Origin of the sequence: Draconibacterium mangrovi (assembly GCF_010586825.1) — a bacterium.
Taxonomy (GTDB): Bacteria; Bacteroidota; Bacteroidia; order Bacteroidales; family Prolixibacteraceae; genus Draconibacterium; species Draconibacterium mangrovi.
Genome location: NZ_JAAAGB010000001.1, coordinates 1,621,093 through 1,643,578 on the forward strand (window position 1 = coordinate 1,621,093; position 22,486 = coordinate 1,643,578).

16 protein-coding genes are annotated in these 22,486 nt (G+C 42.0%); 4 read left to right on the forward strand and 12 right to left on the reverse strand.

The features are described 5' to 3' along the window. Window positions 1-19: 19 nt before the first annotated feature. From G4420_RS06670 to nirB, 6 genes are all read right to left on the reverse strand, one after another. A complete protein-coding gene (locus tag G4420_RS06670) occupies window positions 20-1,399 on the reverse strand; it encodes a CmpA/NrtA family ABC transporter substrate-binding protein (RefSeq protein WP_163322755.1) in 1,380 nt (459 codons plus the stop codon). 49 nt (window positions 1,400-1,448) lie between these two features. Beyond that, on the reverse strand, window positions 1,449-2,801 hold the full coding sequence (locus G4420_RS06675; protein WP_163322756.1) for an alginate export family protein: 1,353 nt from the start codon (window positions 2,799-2,801) through the stop codon (window positions 1,449-1,451). A 186-nt stretch (window positions 2,802-2,987) separates the two neighbouring features. Continuing rightward, window positions 2,988-3,701, reverse strand: coding sequence for a Crp/Fnr family transcriptional regulator (locus tag G4420_RS06680; RefSeq protein ID WP_163322757.1), 714 nt, complete (start codon window positions 3,699-3,701; stop codon window positions 2,988-2,990). A gap of 14 nt (window positions 3,702-3,715) precedes the next feature. Then, window positions 3,716-4,519 (reverse strand): uroporphyrinogen-III C-methyltransferase, encoded by an 804-nt coding sequence (cobA, locus tag G4420_RS06685; RefSeq protein WP_163322758.1) that lies wholly within the window; start codon window positions 4,517-4,519, stop codon window positions 3,716-3,718. Between the two features lie 21 nt (window positions 4,520-4,540). Next, on the reverse strand, window positions 4,541-4,894 hold the full coding sequence (nirD, locus tag G4420_RS06690; protein WP_163322759.1) for a nitrite reductase small subunit NirD: 354 nt from the start codon (window positions 4,892-4,894) through the stop codon (window positions 4,541-4,543). 5 nt (window positions 4,895-4,899) lie between these two features. Next, complete coding sequence (gene nirB / locus G4420_RS06695) at window positions 4,900-7,392, reverse strand: nitrite reductase large subunit NirB (RefSeq protein ID WP_163322760.1); 2,493 nt, start codon at window positions 7,390-7,392, stop codon at window positions 4,900-4,902. Window positions 7,393-7,473: 81 nt separating this feature from the next. On the opposite strand from nirB, the gene G4420_RS06700 reads away from it, so the two are divergent. Next, window positions 7,474-8,052 (forward strand): DUF4202 domain-containing protein, encoded by a 579-nt coding sequence (locus G4420_RS06700; RefSeq protein WP_163322761.1) that lies wholly within the window; start codon window positions 7,474-7,476, stop codon window positions 8,050-8,052. A gap of 58 nt (window positions 8,053-8,110) precedes the next feature. Here G4420_RS06700 and G4420_RS06705 read toward each other — a convergent pair whose 3' ends face one another. Genes G4420_RS06705 through G4420_RS06715 form a run of 3 tightly spaced genes read right to left on the reverse strand, consistent with a single transcriptional unit; the run spans window position 8,111 to window position 14,398 of the window. After that, window positions 8,111-9,571, reverse strand: coding sequence for a rubredoxin (locus G4420_RS06705; RefSeq protein WP_163322762.1), 1,461 nt, complete (start codon window positions 9,569-9,571; stop codon window positions 8,111-8,113). Then, entirely contained in the window at window positions 9,558-13,070 is a 3,513-nt protein-coding gene (locus tag G4420_RS06710) for a nitrate reductase (protein WP_163322763.1), read from the reverse strand. The genes G4420_RS06705 and G4420_RS06710 overlap by 14 nt, the downstream gene beginning before the upstream one ends. Then, window positions 13,067-14,398, reverse strand: a complete 1,332-nt coding sequence (locus G4420_RS06715; protein ID WP_163322764.1) for an MFS transporter — start codon at window positions 14,396-14,398, stop codon at window positions 13,067-13,069. Before G4420_RS06715 ends, G4420_RS06710 begins: the two co-directional genes overlap by 4 nt. A gap of 680 nt (window positions 14,399-15,078) precedes the next feature. Here G4420_RS06715 and G4420_RS06720 point away from each other — a divergent pair. Then, the gene (locus tag G4420_RS06720; protein WP_163322765.1) at window positions 15,079-17,247 is read left to right on the forward strand and encodes a TonB-dependent receptor; all 2,169 of its coding nucleotides are present in this window, start codon (window positions 15,079-15,081) and stop codon (window positions 17,245-17,247) included. A gap of 27 nt (window positions 17,248-17,274) precedes the next feature. On the opposite strand, the gene G4420_RS06725 is transcribed toward G4420_RS06720, so the two are convergent. Together G4420_RS06725 and G4420_RS06730 are read right to left on the reverse strand one after the other, a co-directional pair. Next, window positions 17,275-17,469 carry a cysteine-rich CWC family protein gene (locus G4420_RS06725; protein ID WP_163322766.1) on the reverse strand — a complete coding sequence of 65 codons (195 nt, stop codon included), beginning with the start codon at window positions 17,467-17,469 and terminating at the stop codon, window positions 17,275-17,277. A gap of 149 nt (window positions 17,470-17,618) precedes the next feature. Next, on the reverse strand, window positions 17,619-18,458 hold the full coding sequence (locus G4420_RS06730; protein ID WP_163322767.1) for an alpha/beta hydrolase: 840 nt from the start codon (window positions 18,456-18,458) through the stop codon (window positions 17,619-17,621). Between the two features lie 382 nt (window positions 18,459-18,840). Between G4420_RS06730 and G4420_RS06735 the strand changes: the two genes are divergently transcribed. Continuing rightward, on the forward strand, window positions 18,841-19,599 hold the full coding sequence (locus G4420_RS06735; RefSeq protein ID WP_163322768.1) for a hypothetical protein: 759 nt from the start codon (window positions 18,841-18,843) through the stop codon (window positions 19,597-19,599). Between the two features lie 116 nt (window positions 19,600-19,715). Here G4420_RS06735 and G4420_RS06740 read toward each other — a convergent pair whose 3' ends face one another. Further along, on the reverse strand, window positions 19,716-21,332 hold the full coding sequence (locus G4420_RS06740; protein WP_163322769.1) for a glycoside hydrolase family 43 protein: 1,617 nt from the start codon (window positions 21,330-21,332) through the stop codon (window positions 19,716-19,718). 475 nt (window positions 21,333-21,807) lie between these two features. On the opposite strand from G4420_RS06740, the gene G4420_RS06745 reads away from it, so the two are divergent. Next, window positions 21,808-22,383, forward strand: coding sequence for a hypothetical protein (locus G4420_RS06745; protein WP_163322770.1), 576 nt, complete (start codon window positions 21,808-21,810; stop codon window positions 22,381-22,383). Window positions 22,384-22,486: the final 103 nt, after the last annotated feature.

Consider the following 22,486-nt stretch of genomic DNA (forward strand, 5'->3'; position numbering starts at 1 on the left):
TGAATTTTTTCACCCGTTTTTAGATGTCTTTATTGCCAATGTCAAATTTTGTGAGGTACTCATTTGGCTTTTTCCCATCGTACTGAATGCCATCAATAAAGTCGGTTGTTACAGACTTAAAACCATCGGTTTCAGGAATGTCGGATGCGGGAATTTTCCCTTCTTCAACAAGCAATGTTGCCGCTTTTTTCCAGATGTCGGGGCGGTAAACTTTTTTCGCTGTTTCCAGGTACCATTCGTCTGTTTTTGCTTCGGGGATCTGTCCCCAGCGACGCATTTGAGTGAGAAACCATACGGCATCAGAGTAGAACGGATAAGTTGCGTGATAACGATAGAAAACGTTAAAATCGGGTAACGACCGTTTGTCACCTTTTTCAAATTCAAAAGTGCCGGTCATCGAATTGGCGATAACAATGGAATCAGCGCCCACATAGTCAGATTTTGACAGAATTCCTACCGCGCTAGGCCGATTGGCCGGATCATCCAACCATTTTCCGGCACGAATTAAAGCTTTGGTTACCGCAATGGCTGTATTCGGATTCTCATCGATGAATTTTTGGGTCATCACAAACACCTTTTCAGGGTTGTTTTTCCAGATTTCGTAGTTGGTAACTACCGGTACACCGATTTGCTTAAAAACGGCCTGTTGATTCCAGGGTTCGCCCACACAATAGCCGTATATAGTACCGGCTTCGAGTGTGGCCGGCATTTGCGGTGGCGGTGTAACCGATAACAAAACGTCGGCATCAACCTGTCCCTGAATGTTGTCGGCTGTGTACATTCCCGGCTTAATACCGGCTGCCGCCAGCCAGTAGCGGATTTCGTAGTTGTGTGTAGATACCGGAAAAACCATTCCCATTTTAAACGGGTTACCGTTGGCTTTATATTCTTCAATTACGGGTTTTAGTGCATCTGCTTTAATCGGATGTATCGGTTTTCCGTCGGCATCCTTCGGGACGTTTGCTTTCATTTTATCCCAAATCGGATTGGATACGGTAATTCCATTTCCGTTTAAATCCATTGAAAATGGCGTTACAAGCTGCGCCTGACGGCCAAAACCTGCATTTGCGGCGATGGGTTGGCCTGCCAGCATGTGCGACCCGTCCAGTTCGCCATCGATAACCCGGTCCAGAACATTTTTCCAGTTTGATTGCGCTTCAATGGTTACAAACAAACCTTCTTCTTCAAAATAACCCAGTTCTTTGGCTATAGCCAGCGGGGCCATGTCGGTAAGTTTAATAAAACCGAAGGTAAGCTGTGGTTTTTCAATTAATAATGATGAGCCTGAAACTTCCTCTGAAGAGGTAGCAGTTTTGTTGCCGGAGCCGCCGCAAGCATACAGAATGATAGCCAGAATTGCCGCCACTCCGGGCATTAGTAATTTTTTGAATCGTAACATGATATTTTAATTTTAGTTGTTTGAATAAAAATGGATGGAAATGGTGTTTTTACAGGAACTTAGGTGTGAAAGCAATCATTAGCCAGCCCCAACACTGCATGTCACCGGTTTCGGTTGCAGGGTCGTTAAATTTTAATTGTTTCATCGTGTCGGAGATGCCAAATAGTTGGGAGTAACCGGCACTCAAACTCACACCTTTTGTCAGCGCGTAGTTGAATACCAGATCCAGCTCGGTCCCCAAATAGCCATCGTAACTTTGGCCGCTTGTTGCGTTTGTTCGTGCTTCGGGTGCTGAGAAGTAGTGCAAATGCCCCAACAGCTTACCTTTTTCGCCTAATTTGAAAGTAGTTTGCAGGTAAATATCCAACAGCCCGGCGCTTTTTGCATCAGCACCGCCGTGGCCATTGCCAACATAGAAATAGTCCATGAATCCATAAAATTTGTGATTGGTTCCGTATTTCGGAGCCCAGCCTTCAACTTTGTCGGTAGTTTCTTCGTCATCGCCACTCAGGTAATCGATTCCGAGCAGTGGCGTACCGGACAAGTTTGTAAACTGAATATAGGCATTGGCCATGTAGCCGCTCAAATCCGTTTTTTCGTAGCTCCCGTTGGTTTCTGTTTTACCGCTGGTACCGCCTGTATAGTAGACCTGGCCGCCAAATTTCAGTTTTTCTGTTTTGAAGTTTGGTGTGAATCCGATGGTCAGGTTCCCATAGTTTTCGCCCGAAGTGGCATCCACATCATAAATATCTTCCAGCAACATAAAAGCCACATCCCCCGATTTGAAGGTCTTTTTGTAATAAGCCATTGCCTGAGCCTTCGGGAGGCCAAGGTTAAATATTCGGGTGTTGGTGCCGCCACCGCTGGTAATTACATAGGAGTTTCCTACCAGTTTTGCCGGTTCAGGTGCGCCGTCGCCGTAACCGGTTTGGTTCCAGCTTGCCATCATATCGAATTGGTTGCCCTTCTCATCTTTGTATAAATACCGAATGGCATCCAGAGACCTGCCCTGCGCTGCCCAGTCGAGGCTTCCGAACAGGCGATGACCATCGTAAATCACTTCCTGGCGGCCAATTCGAAAGGTTGAGTTTTTCGAGGCATAAAATTCGCCATACGCTTCGTGGGTGCTCAGCAATTGGTCTGACTTATTAATCTGCCCGGTTTCTCCCCAAATACGAACATCTTGTACGGAAAATTTGAATCCATACTTTTCAGCTTTAAATCCGGCAATTAAACGCGAACGTTGTTCGGTAAATAAAGCCGGTTCCTGTCCGGGGAGTATCGGCTTTTTAAAACCGTTACGTAGTTCGGTGCGCGGACGAAGTTGTCCTTCAAGTGAGAATTGTGCGTAACCGGCACTGGCTGCAAACACAATTAGAAATAAGGTAAATAGTTTTTTCATTTTCTGTCCTCTTTTGGTTATGTAATTCTATACACCAAAAGTATGTGTTGCAAAACATGAAAAATATGGGATATGGATTGTTAGAACAGTCTTTTGTGCAGGTATTAACAGACGAGATGGTATAAAAAAAACTGCGAAAAAGCAGGTTGGATTTTGTAAGGTGCAGATAGCCAGAGAATAGTGAAGTTAGCTTTGTATAAAATAATGATGCTCGGCGATTTCCTTTTTCAGGATATTGATATCCGGAATTCCTATTCTTTTACCTGAAAGCGTGATGAGCTCCTCTTTTTTTAAGGCCGAAAGATAACGTATTACCTGTTCTTCAGTTGTTCCTGCAAAGTCGGCTATTTCTTTCCTGCTCAACTGCATCGAAATGTAATTTTTTCGTTGCCCGAATTTACGGTTGATATAAAGCAGTGCATCAATCACTTTCTCGCGAACAGTCATATGGGCAAACATGCGGACTTTGGTTTCGCTACGGTGCAATTCTTCAGCATAAAACGAAATAAAGTCATAAGACAGTTTCGGTAGGCTCATTAGCATCTCCTTCATCATTTCAACCGGAAAGTTGCACACTATGCTGTCTTGCATGGCAGTGGCGCCAATGGGCGAATATTGATGTGTGCTAAAACCACGTTGTCCAAGCATTTCGCCTTCTCGGGCAAAGCGCAGAATTTGTTCGCGTCCGTTAATCCCAGTGGTTAACACTTTTATTCGGCCGGAGAACATAAAATAAAGGCCATGAATAGGCGCTCCCTCAATGATAACACTCTGACCTTTTCGTGCGGGAATCGATACTTTTCGAGCCAGATATGGTTCAATGCCCGGGTCGTTGCAATGTTTTTTGATGAGGCAGTCGGTGTTTTTGCAATCTGTACAATCGATGTGGTGTTTTATCATGACGCGCTATTCCTTTAAATTGATACTAATTCCGCGGTGGAATTCATTTCCAATTGTGTTAAACCACAATTTATTTCTTCAGCGATGGGAGTGGCATACCTGCCGATAAAAAGTACGGCCGGCGAAACGGGCTTGTTTTTGTCAATATCTGATACAATACAAGCAATTGTACTGCTTAAAATGCTTTGTTCTTTTTGCCCAACCTGGCTCATTACCTGAACCGGCATTTCGGGTTCAATACCGGCTTCCATAATTTTTGCAGTGAGCAATCCAATGTTTTTAAATCCCATATAAATGGTTACGGTACCATCGCCTTTTAATACTTCAATCACACTTTCAATATTGCTAAGCGAATTATCGGTGCGATGGCCGGTATAAAAAAGTGCCATCGGGCTTTTATGACGTTCGGTTATTGGCACTTCCATCAGTCCCGATGCCGCAACTCCGGCGGTTATACCTGGTATCACTTCGTAGTTTAGCCCATGTGTTTTGCAAAAACGAATTTCTTCGGCACCACGTCCAAATACCATTGGGTCGCCTGCTTTTAAACGAACCACCTTTTTTCCGCGGACAGCCAGTTCAGCCATTTTATGGTGAATGTTATCCTGCCGTTCGTGCTGGCACTGGCCATCACCCTGGAATTTACCGACATAAATTAGTTCTGCATCGTTTCGGGCAAGTTTTAGCATTTCCTTTCCGTGCAGGGCATCGTATAAAACCACATCAGCTTCCGTCAGGCGTTTGTGTGCTTTTACTGTCAGCAACTCCGGATCTCCGGGGCCGGCTCCAACTATTGATATCAGGTGATTTTTGCTCATAAAAGTTACCTTTCTGATTTACTATTCAATACCGATAAACACGAAGCCGTTTTCTACTTTTACCGGATATGTTTTAAGCTGGTATTGTTCATCTGTCAGGCATTTGCCATCTTCCAGCGAGAATGTTCGTTTATGAAAAGGACAAGCTACTTTCGGATGCCCTTCCGAATCGCCTGTCAGGCCGCGGGATATTGCCATCTCGCCTTTGTGCGGGCACTGGTTTTGTGTGGCGTACCAGCGACCTTCGTTTGTAAAATTGAAAACGGCAATTTGCTCTCCATTAATCAGTACAGCTGCGCCTCCGTTTTCAGGGAAATCTTCAACGGCTGCTGCTTTAATCCATTCTTTTACCTCTGTAATAGTTTGTGTTTCCATAATTGTTAAACTTTGGCGGGCATTTTCTGGCCGCGCATTGGTACATACTTGATATTTTCGTCGATTTGATCGGAGTTAACAAAGTGGCGGAACTTTTTACGCATTTCCTCATTGCGAACAACGGTGGTCCACTCGCATTGGTAATGGGAGATGAGCTCCTTCATTTCCTGCTCCAGTTTTTCGCCAATACCCAACGAGTCTTTTACAATTACATCTTTCAGGTAGCCAAGGCCACCTTCCAGTTCCGACAGCCATTTGGAGGTACGTGTAAGCGGTCCGGCCGTTTTGATGTAAAACATTAAGAAGCGGTCGAGATACCTGACACAAGTTTCCTTATCCAAATCGGAGGCCAGTAAGTCTGCATGACGCGGGTTGGCTCCGCCATTTCCGCAAACAAATAGGTTCCATCCTTTATCGGTCGCAATAATTCCGAAATCTTTTCCGCGTGCTTCGGCACATTCGCGAACGCAGCCCGAAACGCCGCCTTTTAATTTGTGGGGAGAACGCAAACCTTTGTAGCGGTTTTCAACTTCAATGGCAAACGATACCGAGTCGTCCATACCAAAACGACACCAGGTTGATCCCACGCAGCTTTTCACCGTTCGCAGTGCTTTTCCGTAGGCATGTCCGCTTTCAAAACCTGCATCAATAAGCTCTTCCCAAATGTTTGGTAACTGATCAACACGTGCTCCAAACAGGTCGATTCGCTGGCCTCCCGTTATTTTGGTGTACAAATCGTATTTTTTTGCTACCTGTCCGATCACGATCAGCTTATCAGGGGTTATTTCCCCACCCGGAATACGCGGGACTACCGAATAAACACCTCGTTGTTGAATATTGGCTAAAAAGCGGTCGTTGGTGTCCTGAATCGTATCGTGTTTTACAATTACATCGTTCCAAATACTGGCAAGCAGCGAAGCTGTAAGCGGTTTGCAAAGCTCGCAGCCTGAGCCTTTTCCGTAAGTCGCCAGCAAATCGTTAAATGTCTTTATTTCATTCACTTTAATTAGATCATACAGCTCCTGGCGGGTGTAATTAAAATGCTCGCAAATGGTTTTACGAACTTCGCGGCCCTGCGATTTCATGTAATGGGTGAGCAAATCGTCGAGCATAGGCACACATCCACCACAACCTGTTCCGGCTTTTGTACATTTTTTTATCAGTGGTAAAGCTTCGGCTCCGTCTTGTTCAATGGCCTGCATAATTTGCCCTTTGCTGATATTTTCGCATGAACAAATACTCGCAGCATCCGGCAGGTCGCCAACACTAATGCCTGCAGCGCCTTCTCCTCCACGGGCTCCCAGGATAAAATCTTCAGGATTTTCGGGCAGCACCATTTTGTTGTTTACCACCTGCTTCAGCATGTTGTATTCTTCAGCTTCACCAACCAATATGCCTCCAAGCAGGTATTTGCCATCGGCAGTAAGGTTAAGTCGCTTGTAAATACCGCGTGCTTTATTTTCATACACGATGGTTTTTATGTTCTTATCCTCAACCAGTGCATCGCCAAAACTGGCCACGTCGGTACCAATCAATTTTAATTTTGAAGACAGATCGAATCCGAGAAATTCTTTTGAATCGCCCTGCAGATTCTGCACAAGCACTTCAGCCATTTCGTAACAGGGGGCAACCAGGCCCCAAACCATATTGTGGACCACCACGCATTCGCCAATGGCAAAAATGCCCGGGTCGGCAGTTTCCATTTTGCTGTTTACAACAATTCCTCCCCGGGGATGAACTTCCAGACCGGCCTGTTTTGCCAGCTCATCGCGTGGCCGGATGCCTGCTGAAATTACCAGTAAATCAGTGTCTAGTTTGCTGCCATCGTTAAACTCCAGACCTTGAACCGAACCGTTGCCCATGATGCATTTGGTGCTTTTGTTCAGCATCACTTCGAGGTTAAATTCTTCAAGTTTCGATTTTAGTATTTCAGCGCCTTGCGGATCAAGTTGCCGGGGCATCAGGCGAGGAGCAAACTCAATGATACTTGTTGGAAGCCCGTCATCCAAAACGGCTTTGGCAGCTTCAAGCCCAAGCAAACCGCCCCCAATTACCGCAGCCTTTTTTGCATTGGGAATGTAGGCTTTGATTTTATCAATATCATCGAATGTCCGGTATACAAAAACTCCCTTCTTTTCCACACCTTCAATTGGTGGGACAAAGGCTGAAGAGCCTGTTGAGAGTATGAGAATATCGTACGAATAACTTAAGTTTTTCTCGGAGATTATCGTTTTTGAATTTCGGTCAATCGAAGTAATTCGCTCATGTGTGCGTAGTTCAATGCCGTGTTCTGCGTACCAACCTGCAGGAGCCAGCAGAAGCTCTTCGGGTACTGTTCCTGTGTAGTAGGAAGTAAGGTGCACACGGTCGTAGGCAGGGTGCGGTTCTTCACCAAAAACAAGCAGTTCATACTCGTGAACCAATGAAGACGCTACAAATTTCTCGCAGAATTTGTAGCCGGTCATCCCGTTTCCAATTAAAACAATTCTTTTTTTCATGATGCACTTTATTTATTTGTTCTTTTTGTATTCAATTAACTTTTATGCTTTACCGCTGTTATCAACTTAAAACTGATAAGTATGTATAGTTCTGTTTATTCTTCGGCCATTGAGGCACTGAAATCCGCACACCAAAAAGATCCAAACCTTGAGTTGGATGGAACCCCGGCCGAGTTGTTGTATTGTCAGCGCCTGTCGGATTGCCTGAAAGAAGTTTATCCCGATGCTTCGGAAGCCTTGTCTGTGGCAGCCTGGTGCCAGCATTTGTACCGTTGGGAGATTGCCCGCAGCACCTATCCCGAGGGCCGGGTTGGTTATTACCAATGGCGTAATTTTTTGGGTGAATACCAGGCTGAAAAAGCTGCCGATATATTGAAAGAAGCCGGATATTCCGCCGATTTTATTGCAGAAGTGACCAATATTCTGAAAAAGGAAAATATCAATCGACTTGCTGATGCCCAGAAGTTGGAAGACATTGTATGTCTGGTCTTCCTGGAACATTACATGGCTGCTTTTATGCCCGGAAAAACCGATGAACAACTGGTTCTGATTGTTCAGAAAACGTGGCGTAAGATGTCTGCACATGGTCATGATATTGCTTTAAAATTAAACTTGCCAGAATCCGTAAAACGAATTGTTCATTTAGCACTGGCTACCTAATTATTTACCTGAAAATCGATTCTTCATCTGATCTTCAGTTTTGATACATTTTGTTATTCTATACACTTGTTGTTTCTGCAATTTCTACTGTTTTAAAAGTTGATTTTGGAGACTCGCATACCTGGCAACAATAGTTTTCAGGTAATTTGTTGAAAGCTGTGCCGGCAGCAATTTCGGCCAGAATATCACCATACCGTTCGTCGTAAACCGTTTGGCACAATGGGCACTGGTAAACATTATGCCCGGGACTTTTTGCCTGTTTTTGCTCTCCGGTAATATTCATCGAATTTTTTACAAACTGCTGATTATAATATTGTTTGCTAAGTTTGTTAAGGGCTTTTGGTAAATCCTGTTTGCTTAATGCCCGCTCGTACTGCATGTAAAAGTTGCTGTTTGGGTTAAAATCGTAAGCATGATCAATACTGTAGCTGGCGGTAAAATCGAAGCGGCCCAAAAAAGGAAGGCGCCCGTTTTTACGGATCACTACTGATGTGAAATTTCCCTTGTTTTTATTTTGAATGGCGAATGAAAGACCATAAGTGCGGATGTCGAATTTATCGAACTCAGCTACTAAAAATCGCTTAAGTTTAAAAGCCTCTTTATCCAGCAGCGGTAAATGCCAGTTCAATTCAAAAGAGGAGTGGCGCATGTTAATTCCGTAACGGCCGATCAAATCATCCCAGTAAATTTTGTCTTTGGTTTCTATATCCTTGATCAGGAATGTTTTCCAGGGAGTAAAACTGATTTTGGCGATGTTGGTTTTCATGCACAATTCGCAAACGTCTTTCAAAAACTGAATGGGGTACTGGTTGTTACGCCAGTAAAAACCTGCCCAGTATTTATTTTTGTTCTCCATTTTCACCAAACCTTCGTAATACGGCGAAGAGCCTTTTGGCAGCGTGAGTTTCGGATTTTTGTCGAGTGTGTTTTTTTGCAGATCGGAAATGGCCACGGATTGATGCAAGTCTTCGGTCGTACGAATTCCCTCCTCAAGGATCAGTTTCTCAAGTGTTTGGGCAAACAAGGCAATGTCTTCGGTAAATATAAGGCCCGGCCATGCTTCCGGTTGATGCATCTCTTCGATGTTAAGGTACAGGTGCCAGAAATTCGGGATTTCGGATGCAATAAAATTAAGCTCTCCGTAAAACAGCGGAACCATGTTTTGCTGCGGATCAACGATGTTTACACGCAGCCGGTGCTTATAAGTGAACTGATCTGCAATTTTGATAAATATACCCGAGTAAACCCAGTTGGTTGATGGTAAAATATCAACGCATACGAATGATGACACCACATTTTGGATTCCCGAGTTTCGGCTTTGAATTGGAATTGCTGTGGTTTCAATTTTTGGCAACGAATACTTTGGAAGGTAAAAAAGCATGTCTTGTCGTGATCCAAGCATAACGTATTTATTGCCTTCATTTTCTGCCAGCTTCAATGCTTCAGTAAACATGGAGGTAGATATCAGACCTCCTTTGCTGAGCACACGATAGAGATATTTGTTGTTAGCCTTTTTCATTGTAATTGCCGGTTACGGGTTCCAACTCTTCTTTTAATAATTTCTGAATTTCAGGTCGGCAGCTGCCGCAGCCAAGTCCGGCACCGGTGATTTCGCAAACAGCATCTTCATGGGAAGCCCCGTTTCTGATCGCTTTCTGAATGTTGCCTGATCCAACATTATTACAGGAACAGAGGAGCTTGCCAATCACCGGTTCCATTGGTTTTCCGGTTCGAAGCAGAGTATTTCGAAGTCCGGCCAGCTCTTTTTGCTCTACTATTAGTTTTTTGAATTCGGCAAATTCAGCTTTGTCACCCATTAAAATGGCGCCCATTAATACATCGTTTTTAACAATGCACTTTTTGTAATAGCGGGTGGCTTTATCAATAAAAACTATCTCTTCGAAACCTTCCGCTCCGGCAGGAACAGAAGTTAAACCAATGGAACAAAGGTCGATTCCCGGAAATTTCAGGATGTTCATTGGAACAGTTCCGTAGTATTCGCTAATTGGATTGCCAAGCAGGTGTTTGGCCAGTATATCAGCTTGTTCTTCGGCTGCTGCGGTTATGCCAAACAGGTTACCATTAAGCTCCGCAATTTCGCCAATGGCGTAAATATCCGGGTTACTGCTTTTCAGGTGCTCGTTAACAATTATTCCCCTGCGAACATTAACCACTCCTTTGGCAAAGCTGATATTGGGTTTTGTACCCACTGCGAATACAATAGAATCAAAAACCAGGCGTTTGCCGCTTTTAAAACTAACGCGATGTTTATCTTCCCAATCGCTGCTTATCTGGCTTAGTTCATCATTAAATAGAATTTCAACGCCTTTTTCGTTCAGTATTTCTTTCAACAACGTGGCTGATTCGTTATCGAGCTGGCGTTCCATTAAGCGTGGATTGCGGTTTACCAGCGTTACCTGAACATCCATTTCCAATAATGAAGCTACCATTTCAAGTCCTAACAATCCGCCACCAACAACCAGAACACGATGGTTAGATTTTGTCATTTTTCGGAACTGGTCGGCATCTTCCCGTGTGCGAATGGTATAGGTGGCGGGTAATGCAGCCCAATCGGGGTTCATAACATTTGAGCTCGATCCGGTGGCCAGAATTAGCTTGTCATAATGGTAGTCCTTCCCATCGGTACAATCAATGGTTTTATTTTCAGAGTCAATGGAGTTAAGGCTTACCCCGGTTTTAACCTGTATATTTAGTTTTTTGATTTCTGCTTCGCTTGTTTTCTGAAGGGCCTCCCAATTAAGACTTCCTGTAATATAATCAGGCAATAAAACGCGGTTGTAGAACGGATAATCTTCTTTTGAGATGACCAATATTTTGTCGGTTTTGTTTTTCTCCCGATAGCTCTTTACAAATTGAAGGGCTGCAGCACCTGCTCCAACCACAAGCAGTTGTTCTGTTGGTTTGTAATTCTTTTCAATGCGAACTGTGCTAAATTTAAAGTCGGGTTCTTTTGATTTTGGGTCTACCAAATCATTGGTTAAGTTGTTGGTTCGCGCTTTGTTTCCTGAGAGAACTTTTCCCCAGTGCATGGGCAGGAACACAACTCCCCGGCGAATTGAGTCAGTAACTTGTGCGGGTGCTTTTACTTCTCCGTTCCGGTTGCTGATCGTTAAAATGTCATCATTTTCGATGTTTAAATTTTTGGCATCAGCCGGATGGATTTCAACAAATGGTTTGTCGATATGCTGTTGTAGGCGTTTAACTTTTCCGGTTCGTGTCATGGTGTGCCACTGATCGCGGATACGCCCTGTTGTTAAAATAAACGGATATTCTGTATTTGGTTGTTCCGAGAGGTTGGTTCCCTCCACGGCAAATATATTTGCTTTTTTAGACGGAGTATAGAAGTTGCCATCCTCAAAAAGGCGCAAAGTACTTTTTCCATTTCTGAATGGCCACTGAACCGAACTGGTTGTGCGTAAATGCTCATAGGTCAGTTCTTCAATCGAGAGATTTGTTCCGCGGGTTAGTAGTTTATATTCGTCGAATATTTCCCGGGCATTCTTAAAGTTGAACCCGGAATAGCCCATTTTTCTTGCAACACGGCATATAATTTCGTAATCGGGGAGTGCTTCTCCCGGAGCCTCTACCACTTGGTTAAGATGCGTAATTCTGCGTTCGGAGTTTGTCATCGTACCTTCTTTTTCCAACCATCCGGCGGCGGGAAAAACCACATCGGCAAATTGTAGCGTATCCGATTTTTTAGAAATGTCCTGAACGACCACAAACCGGGCTTTTTTCAACGCTTGTTCCACTTTGTGTAAATTAGGCAAACTCACCATAGGGTTTGTGCAAATAATCCAGACCGCTTTTAACCGTCCGTCTTCAAGAGCGTCAATCATTTCAGTTGCGCTGTAACCCGGTTTGGCAGGTATTTCTTTCACCTTCCAAAAATCTGCCACTTCAGCCCTGTGGGCTTCATTATCTAAATTTCGGTGGGCAGGAAGCAGGTTACACATTCCACCAACTTCGCGTCCGCCCATGGCATTGGGTTGACCGGTAAGGCTAAACGGTCCGCAGCCGGGTTTACCTATTTTTCCGGTGATGAGGGAGAGATTGATAAGTGAAAGGTTCTTGTTTACGCCGATAACGCTTTGATTTAATCCCATGGCCCACATGGATATAAATCCTTTCGACTCTCCTATATATTTTGCTGCCAAACGAATATCGGCAGCGGGAACACCACAGATTTCAGCCGCTTCGTTTACGCTTTGTTTAACGACTTGCTTTTGCAATTCTTCAATACCATTGGTATGTTGGCGGATGAAATTCCAATCGGCATAACCGTCTTCAAGCAGGCAGCGGGCAATGGCATTGTTCAGGAACACATCAGTGCCCGGCTTTAATTGTAAATGCAAATCTGCTAATTCGCAGCTTTGCGTACGACGCGGGTCGGCTACAACAATTTTAACTTCAGGACTGGCCTTTTTACGCGCTTCTATCCTGCGAAACAAAATTGGATGGCACCAGGCCGGATTTGCACCTGTAATAAAAAAGCAATCGGCAAGGTCAATGTCTTCGTAGGATGCAGGAACAGCATCTTCTCCCAGTTGCATTTTGTAGCCTACCACTGCAGAACTCATGCATAAGCGTGAATTCGTATCTATATTATTGGTTCCCCAAAAACCTTTTGCGAGTTTTGAAGCCACATAATATTCTTCAGTCAGACATTGTCCGGATACATAGAACGCCACAGAATCAGGGCCAAATTTTTCGATTAAGCTTTTGAATACATTCGCAACACGCCCTATGGCTTCCGGCCATTCAACATTTTTTAAGGGATACCCTTTGGCCAAACGGACTTGTGGAGTGGTTAAGCGGTCCGTTTGATTGTTTACCACATAATGCAGGTTTAATCCTTTTGAACACAGCTTTCCCTTGTTGACGGGATGGTCCTTGTCTCCTTTTACGGCAACCTTTCCGTCAGCCGATTTTGAGACAATTATCCCACATCCAACTCCACAATAGGAACATGTTGATTTAAATTCTTCGGTCCTCATGCATTTAGCTTTATTATGCTATTCTCTGCGTAGCTGAACATAAATACCGGTTTGGGCTGAACGCTTCGGGCTTGGTATACCTCGCCAAGCTCTTTTCGTGCTTCCGCTTCGGCTTCCTCGCTAAAGCGAACAAGGAAAGCAAAAAGCGAAACTACACTGACGATGATTCCAATGATAAATAATGCCTGCGGATATGAGACTCCTTCCAATTTAAAGAGGAATCCGGCGGCAACAGCACCGGCGTTTCCGCCAGCACCTACAATCCCCGATACGGTTCCTATTGCTTTTTTATTGATAAAGGGAACGACTGAAAAGGTTGCCCCTTCCGACATTTGCACAAATAGACTAAACACGATCATAGTCGCAATGGCAACAGGTAAAATGGTCATTCTGCTAAACATGATCAATGCAATTCCTTCAAGGAACAAAGCTGTAAACAGAAAATAGACACGTCCTTTTAAGCCCCATCTGATCCCTGATTTATCGCCAAGAATACCGCCAACGGAACGGGCAAATATGTTCATCACACCAAATAACCCGGCGATTAATCCTGCGGTTTTTACATCAAGGCTGAAATAGTCTTTGTAATAAAGAGAGGCTATATTGTTAATGGTAAGTTCAATACCAAAACAAGCCCCGTAAATTATAAACAAGCCCCAAACACGGAAGTCTTTTATTGTTTCCACAAACTGGCCCTTTTCGGCTTTCTTTTTTATGGCAAAATCAGGATCTGCTTTTTTAAGGTCGTTCAAATTTCCTTCGGGAGTGTCCTTGGTAAACTTGTAATAAACCAGTCCCATTATTATCATCAAAATTCCGGGAACAATCATGGCATATCGCCAGGAGCTGGCGTTAGTATATCCAATTGCCACAAAAGCTGAAAAAATAAGTGGCATTACCATTTGGGTTACTCCGCCACCCAGATTTCCCCAGCCAGCTGTGGTTGCGTTAGCTGTACCTACAACGTTTGGAGCAAACATAAGAGATGTATGATACTGTGTGATTACAAATGATGCTCCGATTACTCCAATCAACAGGCGGAAAATCAAAAAAGACGTATAATCGTTGCTCAGTCCGATCAACATAACGGGGAGAGATCCAACAATTAGTAACCAGGTATAGGTAATTCGAGGACCTATTTTATCCGATATCCAACCGATTAGAAGGCGGGCAAAAATGGTAATCATTACCGAAGCGATAATAATGTTTCCGATTTGTGATTTACTTAGTAATAATTCTTCGCGGATTACTGCCATTAGCGGGGCTACTCCAAACCATCCGAAAAAACAGAGAAAAAACGAAAACCAGGTAATATGGAAGGTTTTCATTTGAATTGATTTAATACTGAATAAGTCAATTTTAGTAGCTTTTGAAGATTTTGAATGTTCCATATTTCTCTACATTTTTTTGATAAACGAATACGGGATCTTTATGTCTGTAAAGAAACTAAATGAAACTGTTCAAAAAGTGGAATCGGAGCTCATGTGCTCCTTGAAGGTATTTAAAAGACATAAATAAACATGTAAAAGCGCGTTTATAATTATGGGCAAAAACCATATAAAAAATAATGTGATCCAATGTGTAAGGTAAGTGTGATTTTTTAAGAGGCTGAAAGATAGTGTCTTGTGCGGCTTTGGCCAATTGCCGCAGATGAGTAGTTTTTTGAGAAAAGGAATTGAAAAAATCAAAAAGGCTCAAATATTAAATAAAAGTTATCAAAAAGATTTATAAAATCGAACAAATCGAACAAAAAGAAATATGTCAGTTAATTGTGTTATGAAATGGTAATTCTTAGCTTACTTGCTTACATTTTGTTAAAGTCGAACAACTTTGTGGATCACAAAAACCTTATATCGTGGATTTTTGCGTATGGTTTTTTAACAATCTAAATTGTTTGGGAATTGAACTGAAGCTTGATTTCTATGGTCATAATAATAAATCCACGGCATTGAGGATTGTCCTATCCATTTCGATGTATTTTTGTGGATTAGTTTTTTAAGCAACAGGTATGAAAAATCTTTTCTTAGTCATTTCAATTCTATTTACCTTTAATTCTTTAGCTCAGAATTCGATCATCTTTACTATTAAAGATGAAAATGATGAGCTTTTAACCGGAGCAAATATTCTCATTGAAGGAACTACAACCGGAACGGTTTCAGACGAAAACGGAGTGGCAAGGTTCAGCAATATTCCTAATGGAAAAACGGTGTTTCTTGTGTCTTTTATTGGCTATGAAACAACGAAAATAACGCTTCATTTTCCGCAGGACAACAATAAAAGTATCGTTGTGGAACTGGAAGAGGGTGAGGAGCTGGAAGAGGTGATTGTTGCCGCCACCCGTTCATCACGGACAATTGAAGATATTCCAACACGTGTTGAAGCTATTACCGGTGAAGAATTAGGTGAACAAGCTGCTATGAATTCAAGTAATATCGGCATGCTTTTAAGCGAAACCACAGGAGTGCAAATGCAACAAACTTCGCTGAGTTCAGGAAATATGAATATCCGGATTCAAGGCTTGGACGGCAGATACACCCAAATATTAAAGGACGGATTTCCGTTGTATTCCGGATTTGCCGGAGGTTTATCCATTATGCAAATTCCACCCCTCGATTTAAAACAGGTAGAATTGATTAAGGGAAGTAATTCAACGCTTTACGGCGGTGGTGCTATTGCCGGACTGGTGAATCTTGTTTCAATTACTCCCGAAGAAAAACCGGAGCTCAGCCTCATGTTTAATCAAACCAGCGCTTTAGGATCGACAGCTAATTTTTTCTATGCGCAAAAATTCAGTAAAACCGGAATTACAATTTATGGTTCGGCAAATCATCAGGTTCCTTACGACCCGGATGATGATGGTTTCTCAAACCTGCCTAAATCGACCACCTATAATCTGAATCCAAAGTTTTATTTCTACCCCAATAAAAACACCGAACTATTATTTGGAGTCACCTCTACTTTTGATAACCGAACCGGTGGTGATATGGAAGTCATTAAAGACAAGGCAAATCAGCAACATGTATTTTCCGAGAAGAATACTTCAGAACGATATTCCACTCAATTTAAATTTCAGAATTCAAACGATGTACGAAGTATCGTTGTAAAAAACAGTGTGAGTTATTTTAAACGAGAATTGAACATCCCTAATTATCAGTTTGGCGGAAAACAGTTATCTGGCTTTTCAGAGGTAAATTACAGCCTTTACAAAGAGGAAAATACTGACTGGCAATTTGGGGCAAATCATTATTTCGAGCAGTTTAAAGAAACGAGGACTGATGCGGATGCAAAAAGGGATTATACGCATAATACGCTGGGTGTTTATGCGCAGAATACTACCGATTTTAGTCCGAAGTTTACGCTTGAAGGCGGATTGAGAACGGACTACAATTTCGATTACGGAACTTTTGTACTTCCGAGAATTGCCTTGCTTTTTAAAGCCACAGAAAAACTGAGCTCACGAATTGGCGGTGCGATGGGATACAAACTTCCAACGATTTTTACGGAAGATGCCGAGAAATTGTATTTCCGCAATATTCAGCCGATATCAAGCGATCAAATGGATCCGGAAAGGTCGATAGGAGGGAATTTTGATGTGAATTACAAAACGGTGTTTTTCGATGCGGTAACCTTTTCTATCAACCAACTTTTCTACATTACACAACTCAAAGATGCACTTGTTTTAAGAGAGAATCAGATTGATAATACTTCTTTTTTTGAGAATGCCGACGGGAACATTTTAAGCTCAGGATTTGAAACTAATGCCAAGTTCTCGTACGCCGATTTTAAGCTGTATTTTAATTATGCTTTTATAAACACCAAGCTTCAATACGATAACATAAACAACCAGAAACCACTTACGCCAAAACATAATTTAGGAACGGTTTTGATGTACGAAACGGAAGAAAAATGGTCGATAGGGTATGAGTTGTATTACACCGGAACTCAGTTTGACGAACAATACAACTCAAAACCTGATTTTTGGGTAATGGGATTTATGGTGATGCGACATTTTAAAAACCTGTCGGCATTTATCAATTTTGAGAATTTTACCGATGTAATTCAGACCAATTATGAGCCGTTGGTTTTGCCTCCATACAATTCTCCGACTTTCCCTGATATTTGGGCTCCCTCCGACGGTTTTGTATTTAATGGCGGGATTAGAATAAATCTACTGTAGGGTTTACACTATTTGAAGATAGAATCCTTAAACAATTGTTTTTTTTAATTCCTCAATACAGTCGGGGCACAGGCAACCATCGAAACAAGCCATGATATAATCGCGCACTTTTTCGGGCATATCTACTTGTGCACACCAGCAGTGATAGTTGCCGGTGCAGGTATGCAAATTTCCACATTTGGCGCATGAATGTGGTTCGTATTTCGGATTGTGTTCCATCATTGTCCGGATTTTAGGAATACAAAAATGAATATTTCTTACAACATTGCAATTTGAGTTTGAAAAATGGTTGGAAAAAGAATTATTAACAGTAAAACAAAAGCCTGATATTCGCAAAGATTATCAGGCTTTTATACTATTTTTTATCCGTTTTAATCTTTCTTCCCTTTTTCAAAAAAGTGGTGAAAAAATACACTTTGAAAAGCGATAGCGTTTTTCCAATAATCCCAGGTATGTCCGCCGGGCCGTGTGGTAAAATCGTGTGGAATATTTCGCTCAAGCAGCTTTTCGTGCAAGTCGCAGTTAACGCCGTAAAAGAAGTCGCCTACGCCACAATCAATTGATATTTCAAGCGATCCGGGCGTTAGCTTGTAAACAAGATTGATGACGCTGTTTTCTTCCCAGTTGTCTTTGTTTTCCGCATAAGTGCCCAGTCTTTTCGAAAGATCCCAGTTGTTGGGGAACGGGCGAATATCAACTCCGCCACTCAAACTTCCTGCCGCGCCATAAACGTCCTGGTTTCTGAAAGCAAGATACAAAGCACCGTGTCCGCCCATACTTAATCCGGTAATCGCACGTCCTTCGCGCGAATCAATTGTGCTAAACGAGGCGTCAACCCGGTTTACCAGTTCATGTGCTACATAGGTTTCGTATTTTATGTCTTCATCAATCGGGCTATCGAAATACCAGCTCGAGAAAGCACCGTCAGGACAAACGATAATAAACTGATACAAATCGGCATAATCTTTAATTTCAGGTACGTTGTTTAACCAATCGTTTTGATTGCCACTATAACCGTGAAGCAGATAAAGAACCGGATAGGAATTGGTTTCAGAATAACCTTCCGGAGTAATTACCACAGTTTCTATGTCTTTATCCATCGACTGGCTGTGAGTAGTTAAGTATTGAACTTTGGCCGCTTCAGTTTCTAACACAAAGCCGGAAACAACAATCAGTAAGATGATTGCTTTAAGTATAAACGTTCTTTTCATCTATTCAAATTTTTTAGCTGGCGTTAAAATTAGGGACAAATAATTTATGTTAGGCACTGTTCACAATTAAATGCTTTCATTCTTCATTTTTTATTATTGCATCGTACTTAAAATGATTGATGTTGTCAAAGAGTACATCTTCGAAATCAGAAATCAATTAGTGAAATTTCCTTTGAAGTAGGCTTTAAGCACCTGCCTGCTTCATTTTTATAGATGTTGAAAACGCCGGTAGGAATACTGATCAAGTAATATCGTAATTTGTTTATATTTACTTGCAATGTGTCAGTATAACACTAAGTTTTTGATTTTTTGGCTATCTTTCGCCACTGATTTGTATTGACTAGCTGATAAATTCTAAAACTAACTGACTTAAACTAAGCAAATGAAACGAATACTAATTTTTGTAGTACTTATGGCTGCGGTGCAGTTTGTAGGTGCGCAAGACAATGAAAATAAATCCTCTGATAAACATTTTTCAGGTTCGGTATGGGCTACTAATAATGGCATTTCTTTAATTCCTACGTTTAACCTTGGGAAACCGGCATTTATGTTTAATTTTTCAATAGGCGGCGAAAAATTGAGTTTTGATCCGCAACTCCGATTTTCCATGGAAGGGAAACCTTGGTCATTTATTTTTTGGTGGAGGTATCAATTGGTAAATAGTGAAAAATTTCGGCTTAAGATAGGGGCTCATCCTGCTTTTTCGTTCAAGGAGATCGATGTAGTAAAAGATGGGGCAGAAATGGAGATAATAAGAGTCAGGCGGTACTTAGCCGGCGAACTTTCGCCAACTTTTAATTTATCTGAAAAGGTAACAGTGGCACCTTATTATCTTTATGCGCATGGTGTGGAAGATGATATAACGCAACATACTCAATACATTGCTTTACAGAGCAGTATTTCAAATCTTCAATTATCGGAGAATCTTCGTTTCAGCCTAACTCCACAGGTGTACTACCTGAGAATGGATGGCCTTGACGGATTTTATGTAGCTTCAAGTTTTTCACTGTCGTTAAAGAACTTTCCCGTATCCGCTTCTTTTATGATGAATCAGAAGATTGACAGCGAAATTGCCAGTGATGATTTTACTTGGAGTGCCAGCCTGGTATATTCGTTTAGTAATAAGTACAGAAAACGGTAAAGTTATAAAAATATAGATTTGGTGAGAATTCAATATTGGCCCTGTCAGTTCCGTTTAATAAAGAAAGACTGCCCTGTTATAACAGAGCAGCCTTTCAATTCGTAAATATATTTCGATTAATTTTTCAGGTATTCAATCCAGTCGAAATCGGCGTTTGCTTTTAAAACTTTACCATTTCTTGTGGCATACAAACCAACAAAAATACCGGTAAAGAAGCCAACTGTCTCGGTTGCCAGAAACTTCGCATCGGCGGTTTCAACGGGGACAAATTCGTCGTTACCCTGTGCAAACGAAAAGGTAAAAGTGGTTTTATCGCCGCTAACCCGCAGTTTTACCGGACCCGGTTTTAGCGTGTATTCTTTCGATGTGTAAATGGTTTGTCCAAACTGCAATTTTACGGTCAGAATTCGGTCGTTTCCTTTTTTGCTAACCAGTATATCGAAGTGCGAACCGTTGTTTAGCAAGATCAACCCTGCCTCCTCATTTTCATTTTTCGGATCAAACTCAAGTTGAGTGGTTGCCGTAAAATAATGGTGTTTTAGACGACGTCCCACAAAGGTTGATGAATTATTGGTACTGATTGTCTCGGCAGCTCCTTTTAAGCGCAGGTAACCTTTTCTTTCGGTAAGTGAAAAGTTACTTTCTACCGGTGCCTGAACATAGTTCCAGTCTAAACCAAGCTTGTCGTTATCAAACTCAATTTTAGCAGGAGGCTCGGTAACCGGTTTTAATGGTAGGGTGGGGCAGGTCATATCAATGTCAACAGTTCCGTTTCCGTTTACCACAGGCCAGCCGTTTTTGGGCCAGGTTACCGGTGCCAAACAGGTTTCGCGTCCTAAAATGTGGTGCGTTTTATCCGAAATATTGCGATAGCCGTGGAAAACGATCCACCACGAATTGTCGTGCGCCTGGATAATATCGGCATGGCCAATTCCTTGTATCGGTTTACCCTGACCAGCAGCGTTGCATTGTGTTAAAATTGGGTTGGCCGGATTATCAGTGTACGGCCCCCAAATGCTGTTACTGCGGGCAATAGTTTCGGAGTGTGCTTCCTCGGTTCCGCCTTCTGCGGCCATCAGGTAGTACCAACCGTCTTTTTTGTAAATGTGTGGTCCTTCGGAATATCGGCCACCCGTGCCATTCCAAACTTTTTTACCTACCGAAAGTGCACCGGTTTTTAAGTCTACTTCATACAAAATAAAAGGAGAACTGATGATGTACGCCTTCCCATCTTCATCCCAAAACAGATCCGGATCGATACCCGGAACATCCACCCAAATTGGATCGGACCACGGACCTGCAGGATTGGTTGCGCTTACAAAAAAGTTTCCTCCGCCGGTAATATTGGTGGTGATCATATAAAACGTTCCGTCGTGGTGACGTAGCGTTGCAGCGAATATATTCAGTCCGTTCGGAATTTGTTCTTTACGGTGAATACAATGACCGATCTGTTCCCAGTTTACAAGGTCTTTACTATGAAAAATGGGGACTCCGGGAAAGTATTCAAAAGTACTGGTGATGAGGTAATAGTCGTTGCCAACACGGCAAACACTCGGATCGGAATAGAAACCCGGAAGAATTGGATTATTGTAGGTTACTGTTGCATTTGGCTCGGGTGCTTTTGCAAACGGATTTGAGGCAATTTGCGCAAACACGTTCATGCTCAGGCAAAGTGCGAGTAGCAGAACAAAACTTTTTAATGCTGTGGTTGAGCACAATTCATTCTTATTCATGGTAATTATTAATTTTAGTTGGTTGTACAATTTTGTTAGATCAATAAGACTAATTTATAAAAATTAAGCTGATGTGCGAATCTAATTCATATTGTACAAAGTACAAAATTAAATTCTACTCTTCTTACAGAACACAACGATCTGATACTTGCCAGCATGTATTTCTATAAGATGGTAGTCCTGTGCCATAAAATTAAAGTAGAAAATCATAAGATAATATTTTTCTTATATCCTATGAACTTCGGCTGGAGTAAGATTGCTTTCGTGATGATACGATCATATCTATCCTATGGAAGACGTTTGGTGGCTTTTGTGCAGTAGTCTAAAATTAGTACAAGTTTTTTACCTATTTGTCTAAATAATACTTTGCTAATAATTCTGAAAAGGCAGGAGGATGTTTTAATTTTGAAAAGCCGCGTTCAGCTTTCTTTTCCAATAGAATAGTTGAGCCTAAAAAACTAAAGCTTTAACTAAAATGGAAAATTCTGGAAAGAACAACAGCCGCCGAAATTTTATCAAAAAAGCGTGTATATCCGGTTCCTGTTTTTGTGGTTTTCTGGCTCTGGTAAATGACGGGCGTGCAGAAGAACAACCCGATTCCGGGAAATTACTGATGCAGGAGTGGATTTCAACCCTCTTAAAAAGTATCGAAGATAACACCGAAGCTTCGCAACAGATTTTGAAAAATTGTGCCCATGTGCATTTTCGGCATTTGGAGATGGAAAAAGTGCTGAAACCGTACAAAGGTGATATCGACAAATTCATTTCATTTTTGGAAAAAGAGTGGGGCTGGAAGATTGAATACGATAAAAGTACCGGTGTGTTACTGGCCAACGAAAACAAGGATTTTTGTGTTTGCCCAATGGTAAACCCGGAAAAAGGAGTGGACTCATCGATTTTGTGTTATTGCTCCGAGGGATTTGCCGAACTCATGTTTTCATTTGTTTCAGAACAAAAGGTAAGAGCCGAAGTATTGTCATCAATCCATCGAGGGAATAATAATACCTCTATTTATAAGAAAAATACCTGTATTTATAAAGTGATGCTGTAATTTTTACTGAGATTTACACGAGAACGAATAGGTGCAAGTTTTTTACTGATTTGTCCACATAATACTAAAAAATGTCTTCTCGAAAAATAAGAGTTTGTTTTAC

What these genes read in the sequence shown, in the direction of transcription:
- cobA (WP_163322758.1), bottom strand. Translation starts at nt 4,519, where the DNA reads ATGAGCAAAAATCACCTGATATCAATAGTTGGAGCCGGCCCCGGAGAT.
- G4420_RS06715 (WP_163322764.1), bottom strand. Translation starts at nt 14,398, where the DNA reads ATGAAAACCTTCCATATTACCTGGTTTTCGTTTTTTCTCTGTTTTTTC.
- G4420_RS06710 (WP_163322763.1), bottom strand. Translation starts at nt 13,070, where the DNA reads ATGAGGACCGAAGAATTTAAATCAACATGTTCCTATTGTGGAGTTGGA.
- G4420_RS06680 (WP_163322757.1), bottom strand. Translation starts at nt 3,701, where the DNA reads ATGATAAAACACCACATCGATTGTACAGATTGCAAAAACACCGACTGC.
- G4420_RS06725 (WP_163322766.1), bottom strand. Translation starts at nt 17,469, where the DNA reads ATGATGGAACACAATCCGAAATACGAACCACATTCATGCGCCAAATGT.
- G4420_RS06720 (WP_163322765.1), top strand. Translation starts at nt 15,079, where the DNA reads ATGAAAAATCTTTTCTTAGTCATTTCAATTCTATTTACCTTTAATTCT.
- G4420_RS06730 (WP_163322767.1), bottom strand. Translation starts at nt 18,458, where the DNA reads ATGAAAAGAACGTTTATACTTAAAGCAATCATCTTACTGATTGTTGTT.
- G4420_RS06700 (WP_163322761.1), top strand. Translation starts at nt 7,474, where the DNA reads ATGTATAGTTCTGTTTATTCTTCGGCCATTGAGGCACTGAAATCCGCA.
- G4420_RS06740 (WP_163322769.1), bottom strand. Translation starts at nt 21,332, where the DNA reads ATGAATAAGAATGAATTGTGCTCAACCACAGCATTAAAAAGTTTTGTT.
- nirB (WP_163322760.1), bottom strand. Translation starts at nt 7,392, where the DNA reads ATGAAAAAAAGAATTGTTTTAATTGGAAACGGGATGACCGGCTACAAA.
- G4420_RS06675 (WP_163322756.1), bottom strand. Translation starts at nt 2,801, where the DNA reads ATGAAAAAACTATTTACCTTATTTCTAATTGTGTTTGCAGCCAGTGCC.
- nirD (WP_163322759.1), bottom strand. Translation starts at nt 4,894, where the DNA reads ATGGAAACACAAACTATTACAGAGGTAAAAGAATGGATTAAAGCAGCA.
- G4420_RS06670 (WP_163322755.1), bottom strand. Translation starts at nt 1,399, where the DNA reads ATGTTACGATTCAAAAAATTACTAATGCCCGGAGTGGCGGCAATTCTG.
- G4420_RS06745 (WP_163322770.1), top strand. Translation starts at nt 21,808, where the DNA reads ATGGAAAATTCTGGAAAGAACAACAGCCGCCGAAATTTTATCAAAAAA.
- G4420_RS06735 (WP_163322768.1), top strand. Translation starts at nt 18,841, where the DNA reads ATGAAACGAATACTAATTTTTGTAGTACTTATGGCTGCGGTGCAGTTT.
- G4420_RS06705 (WP_163322762.1), bottom strand. Translation starts at nt 9,571, where the DNA reads ATGAAAAAGGCTAACAACAAATATCTCTATCGTGTGCTCAGCAAAGGA.